The organism is Streptomyces sp. S6 (assembly GCF_054880855.1).
Map to the genome: position 1 here is coordinate 1 of NZ_JBTYMC010000169.1, position 14,180 is coordinate 14,180.

Sequence of the window (14,180 nt, forward strand, 5' to 3'; positions counted from 1 at the left end):
ACGACTGGGTTGATAGGCCAGATCTGGAAGCCCTGTAAGGGGTGGAGGTGACTGGTACTAATAGGCCGAGGGCTTGTCCTCAGTTGCTCGCGTCCACTGTGTTAGTTCTGAGACAACGAACCGTTGTCGGCTTCAGAGCAGAACCACACAATTAAAGAGTGTGCTTGTTCGCTCGAAACCATTAGGGTTTCGGTGGTCATAGCGTGAGGGAAACGCCCGGTTACATTCCGAACCCGGAAGCTAAGCCTTTCAGCGCCGATGGTACTGCAGGGGGGACCCTGTGGGAGAGTAGGACGCCGCCGAACAATCTTTGGAGGACCTCTGGTCCCAGCGTTCAGCTGGGCCCAGGGGTCCTTTTGTTTTTACAATGCTTGAGGTACCGAAGACAGGAGTCACCGATGTCCACCAACTCTCCCGACGACCGAGGGGACCGCAACGACCGTGGTGACCGCGGCGACCGTGGCGGCTTCCGCCGCGACGACCGCCGTGACCAGGGCCGTGACCGGGGTGGCTTCCGTCGTGACGACCGGCGCGACGGCGACCGTCGGGACGACCGTGGTGGTTTCCGCCGCGATGATCGTCGTGACGACCGCAGGGACGACCGTCGCGATGACCGAGGTGGCTTCGGCCGGCGTGACGACCGTGACCGTGGACCGCGTCCCGCGTTCCAGCGTGACGACCGCCGCGACGACCGTGGCGGGCGCCCCGGTGGTGGCTTCCGCCGTGACAACGACCGGCGTGATGATCGCCGGGATGGTGACCGGGGTGGTTTCCACCGCGACGACCGTCCGGCCTTCAACCGGGACAACGACCGCGACCGTGGTGGCTACGGCGGCCCCCGTCGCGATGACCGCCCCGGCTTCCGCCGCGACGACCGTCCCTCTTTCCGCCGTGATGACCGGCGTGACGGCGACCGTGGCGGTTTCCGCCGTGACAACGACCGTCCCTCGCACGACCGGCGTGACGACCGCGACCGTGGCTCCCGTCCCGCGTTCCAGCGCGACGACCGCCGCGACGACCGTGGCGGGCGCCCCGGTGGCGGCTTCCGCCGCGACAACGACCGTCCCGCCTTCCGTCGGGACGACCGGCGTGACGACCGCAGGGACGACCGTGGCGGTTTCCGCCGCGATGACCGGCGTGACGACCGCGACCGTGGTCCCCGCCCCCAGTTCCAGCGCGACGACCGCAGGGACGACCGTCGTGACAACGACCGGCGTGACGGTGACCGTGGCGGCTTCCGCCGCGACAACGACCGCCCCTCGCACGACCGGCGTGACGACCGTGACCGTGGCTCCCGTCCCGCGTTCCAGCGCGACGACCGCCGCGACGACCGGCGTGACGGTGACCGTGGCGGTTTCCGCCGTGACAACGACCGCCCCTCCTACGACCGCCGCGACGACCGCCGAGACAGCGGCCGGGGCAGCTACGGCGGCCCGCGTCGCGACGACCGAGGCGGACGTCCTGGCGGCGGCTTCCGTGGCCGCGATGACAGGCGTGACGACCGCCGTGGCGGTGGCGGCTACCGAGGTGGACGGGACGACCGGGACCGGGACCACCGGGACCGCGACCGTGAGCCGATCAAGCGGCTGCCGATCCCGGACGACGTCACGGGTGACGAGATCGACAAGGACGTGCGCCAGGAGCTGCTGAGCCTGCCGAAGGGGCTTGCCGAGGACGTCGCCAGGAACCTGGTGATGGTGGCGCGGCTGATCGACGAGGAGCCGGAGAAGGCGTACGGCTACTCGAAGGTCGCCCTGCGGCTGGCGTCGCGTGTCGCCGCCGTGCGTGAGGCTGCCGGGTTCGCGGCGTACGCGAACCAGCAGTACAGCGAGGCCCTCGCGGAGTTCCGCGCGGCTCGGCGGATGACCGGGAACACGGAGCTGTGGCCGCTGATGGCCGACTGTGAGCGCGGTCTCGGCCGGCCGGAGAAGGCGCTGGACATGGCCGGTGCCCCCGAGGTCAACAAGCTGGACAAGGCCGGTCAGGTCGAGATGCGGCTCGTCGCGGCGGGTGCCCGGCGTGACATGGGCCAGCTCGACGCGGCCATCGTGACGCTCCAGAGCCCCGAGCTGGCGTCCAGCTCGGTCCAGCCGTGGACCGCCCGCCTCCGGTACGCCTACGCGGACGCGCTCTTCGAGGCCGACCGTGTCGCCGAGGCGCGCGAGTGGTTCGCCAAGGCCGTCGAGGCCGACCGCGACGGCAGCACGGACGCCTCCGACCGCCTGGCCGAGCTGGACGGCGTGGAGTTCACGGACGCGCTGGACGAGGACTCCGAGACCCCCGAGGCACCGGAGCAGACCGCCGCGACGCCGTCCGAAGAGCCTGAAGAGGCCGAGGAGGACGACGAAGAGGCCGACGACCTCGACGACGAAGAGGACTTCGAGGACGAGGACGACGAGGAGGAGGACGAGGCAGAGGCCAAGGCCGACGCCGAGGACTCCACCTCCGAGGAACCGGCCCTCAAGGACGCCGCTCCCAAGGACACCGCCCCGCCGGCCGCCGTCTTCCAGGAGCCCGCCACCAAGGACTCCGACGACAACGCGTGACCATCAGACAATGGGCCCCCTCGCCAAGAGGGGGCCCATTCGTCTATAGAGCCCCCCTCACACATCCAACGCCCGCAGCACCAACCCCGTAGCCGGCTTGGGCCCGAACGACGTCGACTTCCTCGGCATCGTGACCCCCTGCCGAGCCAGCTCCCGCACGACCTCCTCCCGGACGGGGTGCAGCAGCACAGCCGTCCCCCCGTCCCGCTCGGCCTTCCCCACGGTCGCCTCCGTGTCGTGTATGTACGCCACGCGCGCGGGATCGTCCTCCGGGATGTGCCAGACGGCGGCGAGGAGGGTGGCGTGCAGGACGGTCGCGTCGAGGGTGCGCCAGGCCTGCGGATGCTCGGCGGGGACGGTCCGGGCGAGGAGTGCCGGGTCCGGGCGGTCGACGAGGTGGAACGCGCCGTCCCCCGCGAGGAGGAACGCGTTGCCGGCGCACGCGGCGTCCGCCAGCGCTTCCTGGGCCTGCGGGAGGCTCACCTCCAGGCGCTGGACGCGGAAGTGGCCGGCCAGGGCGGCGAGGGCCTCGGGGAGCGGCAGGCCGGGGAGGTAGCGGTGGATGGCGCGCACGCGCAGGGGGTAGCGGGCGGTGTCGACGAGGAGGACGAGGCCGTGGTCCCAGGGGCCGGGGGAGGGGTGTTCCGTGCGGAGCATGCGGTAGGTCGCCCAGCGGTGGTGCCCGTCGGCGATGAGGGCCTGGTGGCGGGCCAGGTCGGTCTGGACGGCGGTGACCTCGGAGGGGTCGGTGAGGCGCCAGAGGCGGTGCTGGTAGCCGTCGTCCGTGGTGGTCGTGAGCAGGGGCGGGAGGGTCGCTGTGCGCTCGACCAGGTCCGCTGTCGTGCCGCCGTCGCCCCGGTAGGTGAGGAGGAGGGGTTCGAGGTTGGCGTGGGTGGCGCGCATCAGGGCCGCGCGGTCGGCGACGACGTGCGGCATGACGTCCTCGTGGGGCAGGACGACGCCCTCGCAGGGGTCCGAGACGCGCAGGGTGCCGATCAGGCCGCGTTGCAGCATGCCGTCCGCGTGGCGCTGTTCGTAGACGTACAGGGCGGGGTCCGGGTCCGGGGTGAGGATGCCCTCGGTGAGCCACTCGCGCAGGGTCGCGGCTGCCTGTTCGTTGCGCGCGGCGGGGGTGGTGGCCTGCGGCAGGATCAGGCGGACGATGTTGTGGGGGTCGGCGTCGTGGAGTTCGTGGAGACCGTCCGGGCGGACGACGACGTCGTACGGCGGTGAGGTGACCGCGGCGAGCCCGCCGACCCGGTCGGGGTCGTAGCGAAGTCCTCGGAACGGGGTGAGTTCCAGACCTCGGGGCGCCGTTGCCTGCGAGTGACCTGCTGTGTTCATCAGGGCATCGTACGACTGTCAGTGGCATGGGGGATGATCGGTGGAAAGGCGAGCGAACGAGGAGCGATGCGGAATGGGGCAGGGTGTGCGGCGGGTTCCGGACGGCAGTGAGCGGGCCCTGAGCGAGGCGTACGACACCGCGCTCCTTGATCTCGACGGGGTGGTGTACGCGGGCGGCAACGCGATCGCGCACGCCGTGGAGTCGCTGCACACGGCCCGCGCGGGCGGCATGCGGCTGGCGTACGTCACGAACAACGCGCTGCGGACGCCGGACACGGTGGCCGATCACCTGACGGAACTGGGGATCGGCACCGCCCCGGAGGACGTGATCACGTCCGCGCAGGCCGTCGCCCGGCTGATCAGCGAGCAGGTGCCCGCGGGTGCGCGCGTGCTGGTCATCGGCGGCGAGGGACTGCGGGTCGCGCTGCGGGAGCGCGGGCTGGAGCCGGTGGAGTCGGCGGACGACGATCCGGTGGCCGTCGTCCAGGGGTACGGCGGTCCGGAGCTGGCGTGGGGGCGGTTCGCGGAGGCGTCGTACGCGATCGCGCGCGGGGTGCCCTGGTTCGCGTCGAACACGGACCTGACGATCCCCAGCGGGCGCGGCATCGCGCCGGGCAACGGCGCGGCCGTCGAGGTCGTCCGGATCGCGACCGGCGCGGAGCCGCAGGTGGCGGGGAAGCCGTTGCCGCCGATGCACCGGGAGACGATCCTGCGGACGGGCGCGGAGCGGCCGTTGGTCGTGGGGGACCGGCTGGACACGGACATCGAGGGGGCGTTCAACGGCGAGGTGGACTCGCTGCTGGTGCTGACCGGCGTGACGGACGGCGCGCAGCTCCTCGCCGCACCCCCGCAGCACCGGCCGACGTACATCGACCGCGATCTGCGCGGCCTGCTCACCGGCCAGCCGGAGGTCTCCCCGGCCGGCGACGGCGGGTTCCGGTGCGGAGGCTGGACGGCGACGGCGACCGCCGAACTCCTCGAACTCACCGGCGAGGGCGACGCGTTGGACGGTCTGAGGGCGCTGTGCGCGGCGGCGTGGACAGCGGCGGGCGAGGGCTCTTGTGAGCTGGACGGGGGGAAGGCGCTGGCGAAGCTGGGCGTCTGAACCGCTGTCACCCGCACGAGGTTCATGTGAGGGTAGGCTAACCTAACCTCCGTGTTGGTCGACGGCGTTCCAGAACAGGCAGTCTCCCCACCCCGGAGCAGGCGAGGGGCCCGGTCCCTCGGGCTCGTCGTCTCGGCGGCGCTCCTCGCGGCGGTCGCCGTCGTGAGCATCGCCGTCGGGGCGAAGGGGCTGTCCCTGGAGCAGGTGTGGCACGGCCTGTTCGAGCCGTCCGGCAGCTACGCGGACATCGTCGTCGGCGACCGCCTCTCGCGGACCCTCCTCGGCGTCCTGGCCGGCGCCGCGCTGGGGCTCGCCGGGGCCGTCCTCCAGGCGCTCACCCGCAACCCGCTGGCCGACCCCGGTCTCCTCGGCATCAACGCGGGCGCCTCTGCCGCCGTCGTCACCGCCATCACCTACCTCGGGGTGACGAGCCTGAGCGGGTACGTGTGGTTCGCGTTCTTCGGCGCGGGCGCCGTCGGCGCGCTCGTCTGGTTCCTGGGCGGCAGCAGGGGCGCGACCCCGGTGCGGCTGGCGCTCGCGGGGACGGCGGTCACGGCGGCGCTGTACGGCTATGTGCAGGCCGTGATGATCACGGACGACGCGGCGCTGGCCCGGATGCGGTTCTGGACCGTCGGATCGCTGAACCAGGCCTCCGACGGAATGATCCTGCAAGTGCTGCCCTTCCTGGCCGTCGGCACCCTCCTCGCGTTCGCGCTCGCCCGCCCCCTCAACGCCGTGGCCATGGGCGACGACACCGCCAAGGCGCTCGGCGCGCACCTGGACCGCACCCGCGCGCTGTCGATGCTCGCGGCGACCGTGCTGTGCGGGGCGGCCACCGCGGCCTGCGGTCCGATCGCGTTCGTCGGCCTGATGGTCCCGCACGTCGTGCGCTCCTTCACCGGCCCCGACCTGCGCTGGATCATGCCGTACGCGGCGATCCTGTCGCCCGTCCTGCTGCTCGGCTCCGACGTCGTCGGCCGGGTCGTCGCCCGGCCCTCCGAGGTACAGGTCGGGATCGTCACGGCGATCGTCGGCGGGCCGGTGTTCATCTTTCTCGTACGGCGGCGGAGGACGGCCCAGCTGTGAAGACGACCCGTAGAAGCCGCGCCCTGCGCGTCGGAGTGTTCTCCCTGCGCCTCGACCCCCGCGCCCTGGCCGTCACCCTCGCCCTGCTGCTGGCCGCGCTCGCCGCGGGCGTCGTCCTGATCGGCACCGGTGACTTCCCGATCCCCGCGTCCGACGTGCTCAAGGTGCTGTTCGGGGACGGGAGTCCGGGCCAGGAGTTCATCGTCAATGAGTTGCGGCTGCCGCGCGTCCTGGTCGGGCTGCTCGTCGGGGCCTCGCTCGGGCTCGGCGGGGCGCTGTTCCAGGCCGTGGCGCGCAATCCGCTGGGCAGTCCGGACGTCCTCGGGCTGAGCCAGGGGGCGACGGCCGGGGCGCTCGTCGTGATCGTGCTGTTCTCCGGGTCGACCGCGCAGGTCACGCTGGGGGCGCTGGCCGGAGGACTCGTCACCGGGGCGCTGATCTATCTGCTCGCCTGGAAGCGGGGGGTGCACGGGTACCGGCTCGTCCTCGTCGGGATCGGGGTGTCGGCCGTGGCGAGCGCCGTCAACGGCTACCTCATCACCAAGGCCGACCTCGTGGACGCCGCGCGGGCCGTCGTCTGGATGACCGGGACGCTCGACGGGCGGGACTGGAAGCAGGTCTGGCCGCTGCTGGCGCTGGTCTGTGTGCTGGTGCCGGTGGTGCTGGCGAACGCGCGGGGGCTGCGGATGACGGAGATGGGGGACGACGTCTCGAACGCGCTCGGGGTGCCGGTGGAGCGGGTGCGGATGCTGCTGATGGTGTCGGCCGTGCTGCTCACCGCCGCCGCGACGGCCGCCGCCGGGCCGGTCGGCTTCGTCGCGCTCACCGCTCCGCAGCTCGCCCGCAGGCTGACGAGGTCGCCGGGGCCGAACCTCGTGGCCTCGCTGTGCATGGGGGCGGCGCTGCTGGTGACCGCCGACTGGGCCTCGCAGCGGCTGTTCGGGGACGGGCAGTTGCCGGTGGGGGTGGTGACCGGGGTGCTCGGCGGGGTGTACCTGCTGTGGCTGCTGGTCACCGAGAGGAAGGCGGGGCGGATATGAGCGGATCGTACGAACACCTTCCCGAGTCACATCTGATCCGCCGGAACAACATGAGGAGCACCGTGAACCGCCTGTCCGCCGAGAACGTCACCCTCGCCTACGACCAGCGGGTCATCGCCGAACAGCTCTCGGTGGAGATACCCGACCACTCCTTCACCGTCATCGTCGGCCCCAACGCCTGCGGCAAGTCCACGCTCCTGCGCGCCCTCTCCCGGATGCTGAAGCCGCAAGCGGGCCGGGTGCTGCTCGACGGACAGGTCATCCAGTCGATGCCGGCGAAGAAGGCCGCCCGGACGCTCGGCCTGCTCCCGCAGTCGTCGACTGCGCCCGACGGGATCACCGTCGGCGACCTCGTCGGCCGGGGCCGCTACCCCCACCAGGGCATCCTGCGCCAGTGGTCCAGGCAGGACGAGGAGGTCGTCCAGGAGTCGATGGAGCGGACCGGGGTCGCCGCACTCGCGGACCGGTACGTCGACGAACTGTCCGGCGGGCAGCGGCAGCGTGTGTGGATCGCGATGGCACTGGCCCAGGAGACGCCGCTGCTGCTCCTCGACGAGCCGACGACGTACCTCGACATCCAGCACCAGATCGACGTCCTCGACCTGTGCGCGCGGCTCCACGAGGAACAGGGCCGCACGCTCGTCGCCGTCCTGCACGACCTCAACCACGCCGCCCGCTACGCGACCCACCTGATCGCGCTGAAGGGCGGTGAGGTGATCGCGGAGGGGGCGCCGGGCGAGATCGTGACGGCGGAGCTGGTGGAGGAGGTGTTCGGGCTGCGGTGCCAGGTCATCGACGATCCGCAGACGGGGACGCCGCTGGTGGTGCCGGCCGCCCGGCAGGCCCGTGCGAAAGCGGTTACAGCAGCTTCCTGAGGCTCAGCAGGTCGCGGAAGCCGGCCTCCAGCTTCACCCGGCCGGACCCCCAGGCCTTCGCGAAGTTCAGCTCGCCGTTCACCATCGCCACCAGGTCGTCCCCGGTCATGGTGAGTCTGATCTGCGCCTTCTCGGCGGGCGGGCCCGGTGAGACGTCGTCCACCACGATCGCGCCGCCCGTCATCCGGCCGGTGAACGTGACGTCCAGGTCGGTGATCCGGCACGTCACCGTGCGTTCCATCGCGACGGCGGCGCGTACGTCGCCGTCGGTGCCGCGCATGTTCTGCGCGAGCTTCTCCAGTGCCGTGCGGCACTCCTCGATCGTGGCCATCGGGAGCGACGGTACACCGGGAGCTCAAGGTAGCGTCGGGGCATGAACGACGGACCGTCCCGCACGCCCACCGGGAACCCCGAGGTCGACGCCCTGCTCGGCCGGCTGGACGACACCGGGCACCTCGCGACCGAGGGACATGTGGAGGTGTACGAGGATGTACACCGGGGGCTGCGCGAGGCGCTCACCGCGCTCGACGCCCGCCCCGGTCCATCGCGGCCGGATCCATCGTCGTACGGGAATTAGGAGCTGAACCCACCGTGGCAGGAGTGGCACGTCGTCGTCTGGACGCGGAGTTGGTACGGCGGGGGCTCGCGCGGTCGCGGGAGCACGCGGGCCAGTTGATCGCGGCCGGGCGGGTGTCCGTCGGCAAGACCGTGGCGACCAAGGCGGCGACGCAGGTGGAGACCGCGGCGGCGATCGTCGTGCGGGCCGACGACAACGACCCCGACTACGTGTCCCGGGGCGGGCACAAGCTCGCGGGGGCGCTGGCGGCGTTCGTGCCGCTCGGGCTCGCCGTCGAGGGGCGGCGGGCGCTCGACGCGGGGGCCTCGACCGGTGGGTTCACCGATGTGCTGCTGAGGGCGGGGGCCGCGCACGTCGTCGCCGTCGACGTCGGATACGGACAACTCGCCTGGTCTCTCCAGAGTGATGAACGCGTCACCGTCAAAGACCGTACGAACGTACGCGAGTTGACGCTTGAAGTGATCGATGGGGAGCCTGTGGATCTTGTCGTGGGGGACTTGTCCTTCATCCCGCTCGGGCTCGTGCTGCCCGCGCTGACGCGGTGCACGAAACCGGACGCCGATCTGGTGATGATGGTCAAGCCGCAGTTCGAGGTGGGGAAGGAACGGCTCGGCAGCGGGGGCGTCGTACGCAGTCCCGAGCTGCGGGCCGAAGCGGTGCGGGGGGTGGCCGCGAAAGCCGCCGAGCTGGGGCTCGGTGTGAACGGGGTCACCGCCAGTCCGCTGCCCGGACCCTCCGGGAATGTCGAATACTTCCTGTGGCTGCGTGCCGGGGCGCCCGCTCTGGACCCGGCCGATGTTGACCGTGCAGTGGCGGAGGGGCCGCGGTGACACAGAACTCTGGTCGTACTGTTTTCCTGCTCGCGCACACGGGGCGGCCTGCCGCCATCCGGAGCGCCGAGCTCGTCGTGAAAGGGCTGCTGAGGTCCGGGATCGGGGTGCGGGTCCTGGAGTACGAGGCGCGTGACCTGCCGTTGCCCGCCGAGGTGGAGCTGGTCTCCGAGGCGACCCCGCAGTGCCTTGAGGGGTGCGAGCTGCTGATCGTCCTCGGCGGGGACGGGACGCTGCTGCGCGGCGCCGAGTTCGCGCGGGCGTCCGGGGTGCCGATGCTGGGGGTCAACCTCGGGAGCGTGGGGTTCCTCGCGGAGGCCGAGCGGGACGATCTCGACAAGGTCGTGGACCGGGTGGTGACTCGGGCGTACGAGGTCGAGGAGCGGATGACTGTTGATGTCGTCGTGCACAGCAACGGGGACATCGTTCATACCGACTGGGCCTTGAACGAGGCGGCCGTGCAGAAGGCGGGCGCGGAGAAGCTGCTTGAGGTCGTGCTGGAGATCGACGGGCGGCCTGTCACGGGGTTCGGGTGTGACGGGATCTGTCTGTCGACGCCTACCGGGTCCACCGCGTACGCCTTCTCCGCCGGGGGGCCTGTGGTGTGGCCCGAGGTGGAGGCGTTGCTGATGGTGCCGATCAGTGCGCACGCGCTGTTCGCGAAGCCGCTTGTGACTTCGCCGGATTCCGTGCTGGCTGTGGAGATTCTGCCGCACGTTCCGCCGGGGGTGCTGTGGTGTGACGGGCGGCGGACGGTTGAGCTGCCGCCGGGGGCTCGGGTGGAGGTGCGGCGGGGGTCGGTGCCGGTGCGGCTCGCTCGGCTGCATCACGCGTCGTTCACCGACCGGCTGGTGGCCAAGTTCGCGCTGCCGGTTTCGGGGTGGAGGGGGGCTCCGCACTAGCTGTGTTGCCCACTGTGGGGGGTGGGGCTGCTTTGACGGCGGGTGAGGGGAGTCTGTGGCTGGTCGCGCCCGCGCGGCGGTAGCCGCATATCAGACACAGCCCCGCGCCCCTGACAACCTCCACTCGCCCGAGTGACAAGGGTGCCTCGCGCTTCTCCCCGCCCACCTCGTATGGTCTTCTGCGTGCTGGAAGAGATGCGGATACGGTCCCTCGGAGTCATCGACGACGCGGTCGTCGAGTTGTCGTCCGGGTTCACCGCCGTGACCGGTGAGACGGGTGCGGGCAAGACCATGGTGGTCACCAGCCTGGGGCTGCTGCTGGGCGGGAGGGCTGATCCGGCGTTGGTGCGGGTCGGGGCCGAGCGGGCGGTGGTCGAGGGGCGGATCTCGGTGCCGTCGGGGGCCGCGGTGGCCCTCAGGGTCGAAGAGGCCGGGGCTGAGCTGGACGACGGTGCGCTGCTCATCAGCCGTACCGTTTCGGCTGAGGGGCGGTCGCGGGCGCATGTCGGTGGGCGGAGTGTGCCTGTCGGGGTGCTGGCCGAGTTGGCGGATGAGCTGGTGGCTGTGCACGGGCAGACCGATCAGCAAGGACTGCTGAAGCTCAACCGGCAACGGCAGGCCCTCGACCGGTATGCGGGGGACCGGGTCAGCGGGCCGCTCGTCAAGTACGGGGAGGCGTACCGGCGGCTGCGGGCCGTCGCCGTCGAGCTGGACGAGATCACGACGCGGGCGCGTGAGCGGGCTCAGGAGGCCGACCTGCTGCGGTTCGGGCTGGACGAGATCGCGGCCGTCGAACCCCGTGCCGGGGAGGACGTCGAGCTGGCGGAGGAGGCGGAGCGGCTCGGGCACGCGGAGGCGCTGTCGTCCGCCGCGACGCTCGCGCACGCCGCTCTCGCGGGCAACCCGGAGGACCCCGAGGGCATCGAGGCGACGACCCTCGTCGCGGGCGCCCAGCGGGCCCTGGAGGCCGTACGCTCGCACGACCCCGCCCTCGCCGCCCTCGCGGACCGCATCGGCGAGCTCGGCATCCTCCTCGGCGACGTCGCCGGTGAACTCGCGGGGTACGCCGACGACCTGGACGCCGACCCGCGCAGGCTGGCGGCCGTCGAGGAACGCCGGGCCGCGCTCACCGCCCTCACCCGCAAGTACGGCTCGGACGTGGCCGCGGTCCTGGAGTGGGCCGAGACGAGCGCCGCACGCCTCACGGAACTCGACTCGGACGACGAACGCATCGGTGAGCTGACGGCCGAACGCGACGCCCTGCGCATCGAACTCGGTGCCTTCGCGCAGGCGTTGACCGACGCCCGCACCGAGGCCGCCGACCGGTTCGCCGCCGCCGTCACCGCCGAACTCGCCTCGCTCGCGATGCCCCACGCGCGCGTGTCCTTCGCGATCCGGCAGACGGAGGACCCGGAGGGCGTCGAGGTCGACGGCCGTACGGTCGCCTACGGGCCGTCCGGCGTCGACGAGGTCGAGCTGCTGCTCGCCCCCCACCCGGGCGCCCCGCCCCGGCCGATCGCCAAGGGGGCGTCCGGCGGTGAGCTGTCGCGCGTGATGCTCGCGGTGGAGGTCGTGTTCGCCGGGACGGACCCTGTCCCCACGTATCTCTTCGACGAGGTCGACGCGGGCGTCGGCGGGAAGGCGGCCGTCGAGATCGGCCGGCGGCTCGCCAAGCTGGCCAAGACCGCTCAGGTCGTCGTCGTCACCCACCTTCCGCAGGTCGCGGCGTTCGCCGACCGGCAGTTGCTCGTGGAGAAGACGAACGACGGGTCCGTCACCCGCTCCGGGGTGAAGGTCCTGGAGGGGGAGGAGCGGATCCGGGAACTGTCGCGGATGCTGGCCGGGCAGGAGGACTCGCAGACGGCTCGGGCGCACGCGGAGGAGTTGCTGGCGACGGCTCGGGCGGACGCCTAGGACACAGGCGCGGACGCGTAGGGCAGAGGTTTCGAGGGGCGCGCTCCAAGCGGAGTGCGCCCCTCCTCCTCGTCCACTCCTCGTCCACCCCATGTCCGTTCCTTGTCCGCCGGACGGGTGATGCGAGGGACGTTCGGGGGCCGTGTGACGGGCTGGTGTGCGAGGTTCTTCAGCCGTGGAGAGCTTGTTCGTACGTAACCGCACGGCGTCACTCATGTGGGTGACAAGAGGGTTCAGGTCAGGGGATAGTGCGCAGTCGGACGGTTCGGAACCGCTGTGCGGGCTGGCATCCTTGGCAGGGAGCGGGGAGGTCGGCGCGGGGGCCTCGTCCCCGCTGTCCCCGTGCGTCCCCTCCGTCCGTCCCCTCGTCACCGTCCCACGCCGAACCAGGAGCCCCGCCCGCGTGAGCCACGTGAGCAGCCCTTCGTCCCAGGGCCAGGCGCCGCTGCGCACCGTACAGGTGCTCGGCGGCGGCAACGCCGGAAGCAGCGCGCACGTGCGCTCGCTGACCGCCGGGCTCGTCGCGCGGGGCGTGCGGGTCACTGTGTGCGCCCCCTCCGAGTCCGATCACACCTACGACTTCTCCGGCGCCGGCGCGGACCACGTCCCCGTGCCGCGCAGCAGCGACCCCGGTTCCGTCGCCGCCCTGCGGGCCGCCTGCGCCGACGCCGACCTCGTCCACGCGCACGGCCTGCACGCGTCGTTCCGGGCCGTCCTCGCCCTCAGCGGGCGGCGCACCCCGCTGGTCGTCACCTGGCACAACGGCGCCCGCGCCGAGGGGGCTCGCGCGCATCTGCTGCGCATGCTGGAACGCCGGGTCGTGAAGGCGGCGACCGTCGTGCTGGGCACCACCTCCGGGCTCGTCGACCGCGCCCGGCGGACGGGGGCGCGGGACGCCCGGCTCGCGGCGGTGTCCCTGCCGGGGCGGCAGCCGGAGCCGGTGCTCCCGGGCGGCAAGGTACGCGCCGAACTCGGGGTCAGCGAGCGGCCGTTGCTGCTGGCCGTCGGCTCCCTCGACCGGCACCGGGGGTACGGCGTCCTGCTCGACGCCGCCCGCGCCTGGCGGTTCCTCGACCCCGTCCCGCTGGTCGTCGTCGCCGGAGAGGGGCCGCTGCGGGGGGAGTTGCAGGCGCGGATCGACCGGGAAGGGCTGCCCGTGCTGCTCGTCGGGCGCCGGGAGGACGTCCCCGGACTGCTGGGCGCGGCCGATCTCGCGCTGCTGCCCGGGGCCGACGAGTCCCGGTCCGTCCTCGCGCAGGAGGCGCTGCGCGCGGGGGTGCCGCTGGTGGCTCCGCTGACCAGTGGGGTGCGGGAACTGGTGGGGGACGCGGCGGAGTTGGTGGCCGCCGGGGACGCCGAGGCGCTCGGGGGCGCCGTGGTGCGGCTGCTGGACGACGCCGAACGGCGGGAGGCGCTGCGGGAGTCGGGGCTGCGGCAGGCGGGGAGCTGGCCTACGGAGGACGAGACGGTGGCGCAAGTGCTGAGTGTCTACGACGAGTTGACGCAGCTTCGGCCTCTTGGGTAGGGGGTTGCTGGGGGCCGCGTGCGGGCGGTTCGTGGCTGGTCACGCAGTTCTCCGCGCCCCTGGTCGCCTATCGGTGCACGTGCCGTCTCGCCCTCAGCGCCAGGCTCAACGCCAGTACCGTCTGCGGGTCTTCGAGGTCCGTGCCCAGCAACTCGCCGATTCTCGCGAGGCGGTTGTACAGGGTCTGGCGGTTGAGGTGGAGTTCGCGGGCCGTCTCCGCCTTGCGGCCCGTGTGCGCCAAGTAGGTCTCCAGGGTGGGGAGGAGCGGGGGTTTGGCGCGGAGGTCGTGTGCGCGCAGGGGGCCGATCGCGCGGTCCACGAAGGCCGCGAGGTCGGGGTGGTCGCGCAGCCGCCAGAGCAACAGGTCGATGTCGAGGTGGCGGGCGTCGTGCCAGGGGCGGGGCGGGAGGCCCTGGGCCGCCGTCGCCGCCTCCGC

General features: G+C 72.2%; 13 protein-coding genes, 2 rRNA genes and 1 pseudogene. 13 read left to right on the forward strand and 3 right to left on the reverse strand.

Annotation, left to right across the window (positions count from 1 at the left end; all coding sequences use genetic code 11):
• The 4 genes and pseudogenes from ACVNF4_RS22180 to ACVNF4_RS22195 form a co-directional block, all read left to right on the forward strand.
• Positions 1–81: ribosomal RNA gene (locus ACVNF4_RS22180) — 23S ribosomal RNA — on the forward strand; the annotation flags it as partial.
• Positions 82–188: 107 nt separating this feature from the next.
• Positions 189–305: ribosomal RNA gene (gene rrf, locus ACVNF4_RS22185) — 5S ribosomal RNA — on the forward strand.
• Between the two features lie 66 nt (positions 306–371).
• A pseudogene (locus ACVNF4_RS22190) lies at positions 372–1,130 on the forward strand (hypothetical protein); the annotation flags it as partial.
• Between the two features lie 501 nt (positions 1,131–1,631).
• Complete coding sequence (locus ACVNF4_RS22195) at positions 1,632–2,546, forward strand: hypothetical protein (protein ID WP_461804625.1); 915 nt, start codon at positions 1,632–1,634, stop codon at positions 2,544–2,546.
• Positions 2,547–2,603: 57 nt separating this feature from the next.
• On the opposite strand, the gene ACVNF4_RS22200 is transcribed toward ACVNF4_RS22195, so the two are convergent.
• On the reverse strand, positions 2,604–3,890 hold the full coding sequence (locus ACVNF4_RS22200; protein WP_461804613.1) for a DUF1015 family protein: 1,287 nt from the start codon (positions 3,888–3,890) through the stop codon (positions 2,604–2,606).
• Between the two features lie 73 nt (positions 3,891–3,963).
• Here ACVNF4_RS22200 and ACVNF4_RS22205 point away from each other — a divergent pair, with 73 nt between their 5' ends.
• The 4 genes from ACVNF4_RS22205 to ACVNF4_RS22220 are packed head-to-tail and all read left to right on the forward strand — an operon-like array spanning position 3,964 to position 7,996.
• Positions 3,964–4,995, forward strand: a complete 1,032-nt coding sequence (locus ACVNF4_RS22205; RefSeq protein WP_461804614.1) for an HAD hydrolase-like protein — start codon at positions 3,964–3,966, stop codon at positions 4,993–4,995.
• A gap of 51 nt (positions 4,996–5,046) precedes the next feature.
• Positions 5,047–6,081: a FecCD family ABC transporter permease gene (locus tag ACVNF4_RS22210; RefSeq protein ID WP_461804615.1), complete on the forward strand. Its 1,035-nt coding sequence runs from the start codon at positions 5,047–5,049 to the stop codon at positions 6,079–6,081.
• Positions 6,078–7,121 carry a FecCD family ABC transporter permease gene (locus ACVNF4_RS22215; RefSeq protein ID WP_461804616.1) on the forward strand — a complete coding sequence of 348 codons (1,044 nt, stop codon included), beginning with the start codon at positions 6,078–6,080 and terminating at the stop codon, positions 7,119–7,121. The genes ACVNF4_RS22210 and ACVNF4_RS22215 overlap by 4 nt, the downstream gene beginning before the upstream one ends.
• On the forward strand, positions 7,118–7,996 hold the full coding sequence (locus ACVNF4_RS22220; protein ID WP_461804617.1) for an ABC transporter ATP-binding protein: 879 nt from the start codon (positions 7,118–7,120) through the stop codon (positions 7,994–7,996). The genes ACVNF4_RS22215 and ACVNF4_RS22220 overlap by 4 nt, the downstream gene beginning before the upstream one ends.
• Here the strand turns inward: ACVNF4_RS22220 and ACVNF4_RS22225 are convergent.
• The gene (locus ACVNF4_RS22225) at positions 7,980–8,327 is read right to left on the reverse strand and encodes an SCP2 sterol-binding domain-containing protein (RefSeq protein ID WP_461804618.1); all 348 of its coding nucleotides are present in this window, start codon (positions 8,325–8,327) and stop codon (positions 7,980–7,982) included. The genes ACVNF4_RS22220 and ACVNF4_RS22225 overlap by 17 nt on opposite strands.
• Positions 8,328–8,369: 42 nt before the next feature.
• On the opposite strand from ACVNF4_RS22225, the gene ACVNF4_RS22230 reads away from it, so the two are divergent.
• The 5 genes from ACVNF4_RS22230 (at position 8,370) to ACVNF4_RS22250 (ending at position 13,744) form a co-directional block, all read left to right on the forward strand.
• Positions 8,370–8,573, forward strand: coding sequence for a hypothetical protein (locus tag ACVNF4_RS22230; RefSeq protein WP_461804619.1), 204 nt, complete (start codon positions 8,370–8,372; stop codon positions 8,571–8,573).
• A 14-nt stretch (positions 8,574–8,587) separates the two neighbouring features.
• Entirely contained in the window at positions 8,588–9,403 is an 816-nt protein-coding gene (locus ACVNF4_RS22235; protein WP_461804620.1) for a TlyA family RNA methyltransferase, read from the forward strand.
• Positions 9,400–10,305 carry an NAD kinase gene (locus ACVNF4_RS22240; protein ID WP_461804621.1) on the forward strand — a complete coding sequence of 302 codons (906 nt, stop codon included), beginning with the start codon at positions 9,400–9,402 and terminating at the stop codon, positions 10,303–10,305. The genes ACVNF4_RS22235 and ACVNF4_RS22240 overlap by 4 nt, the downstream gene beginning before the upstream one ends.
• A 171-nt stretch (positions 10,306–10,476) precedes the next feature.
• Positions 10,477–12,219, forward strand: coding sequence for a DNA repair protein RecN (gene recN / locus ACVNF4_RS22245; RefSeq protein ID WP_461804622.1), 1,743 nt, complete (start codon positions 10,477–10,479; stop codon positions 12,217–12,219).
• Between the two features lie 403 nt (positions 12,220–12,622).
• Positions 12,623–13,744 (forward strand): glycosyltransferase family 4 protein, encoded by a 1,122-nt coding sequence (locus ACVNF4_RS22250; RefSeq protein ID WP_461804623.1) that lies wholly within the window; start codon positions 12,623–12,625, stop codon positions 13,742–13,744.
• Between the two features lie 67 nt (positions 13,745–13,811).
• Here the strand turns inward: ACVNF4_RS22250 and ACVNF4_RS22255 are convergent.
• On the reverse strand, positions 13,812–14,180 hold a 369-nt coding region (locus ACVNF4_RS22255), incomplete at its 5' end, for a PucR family transcriptional regulator (RefSeq protein WP_461804624.1).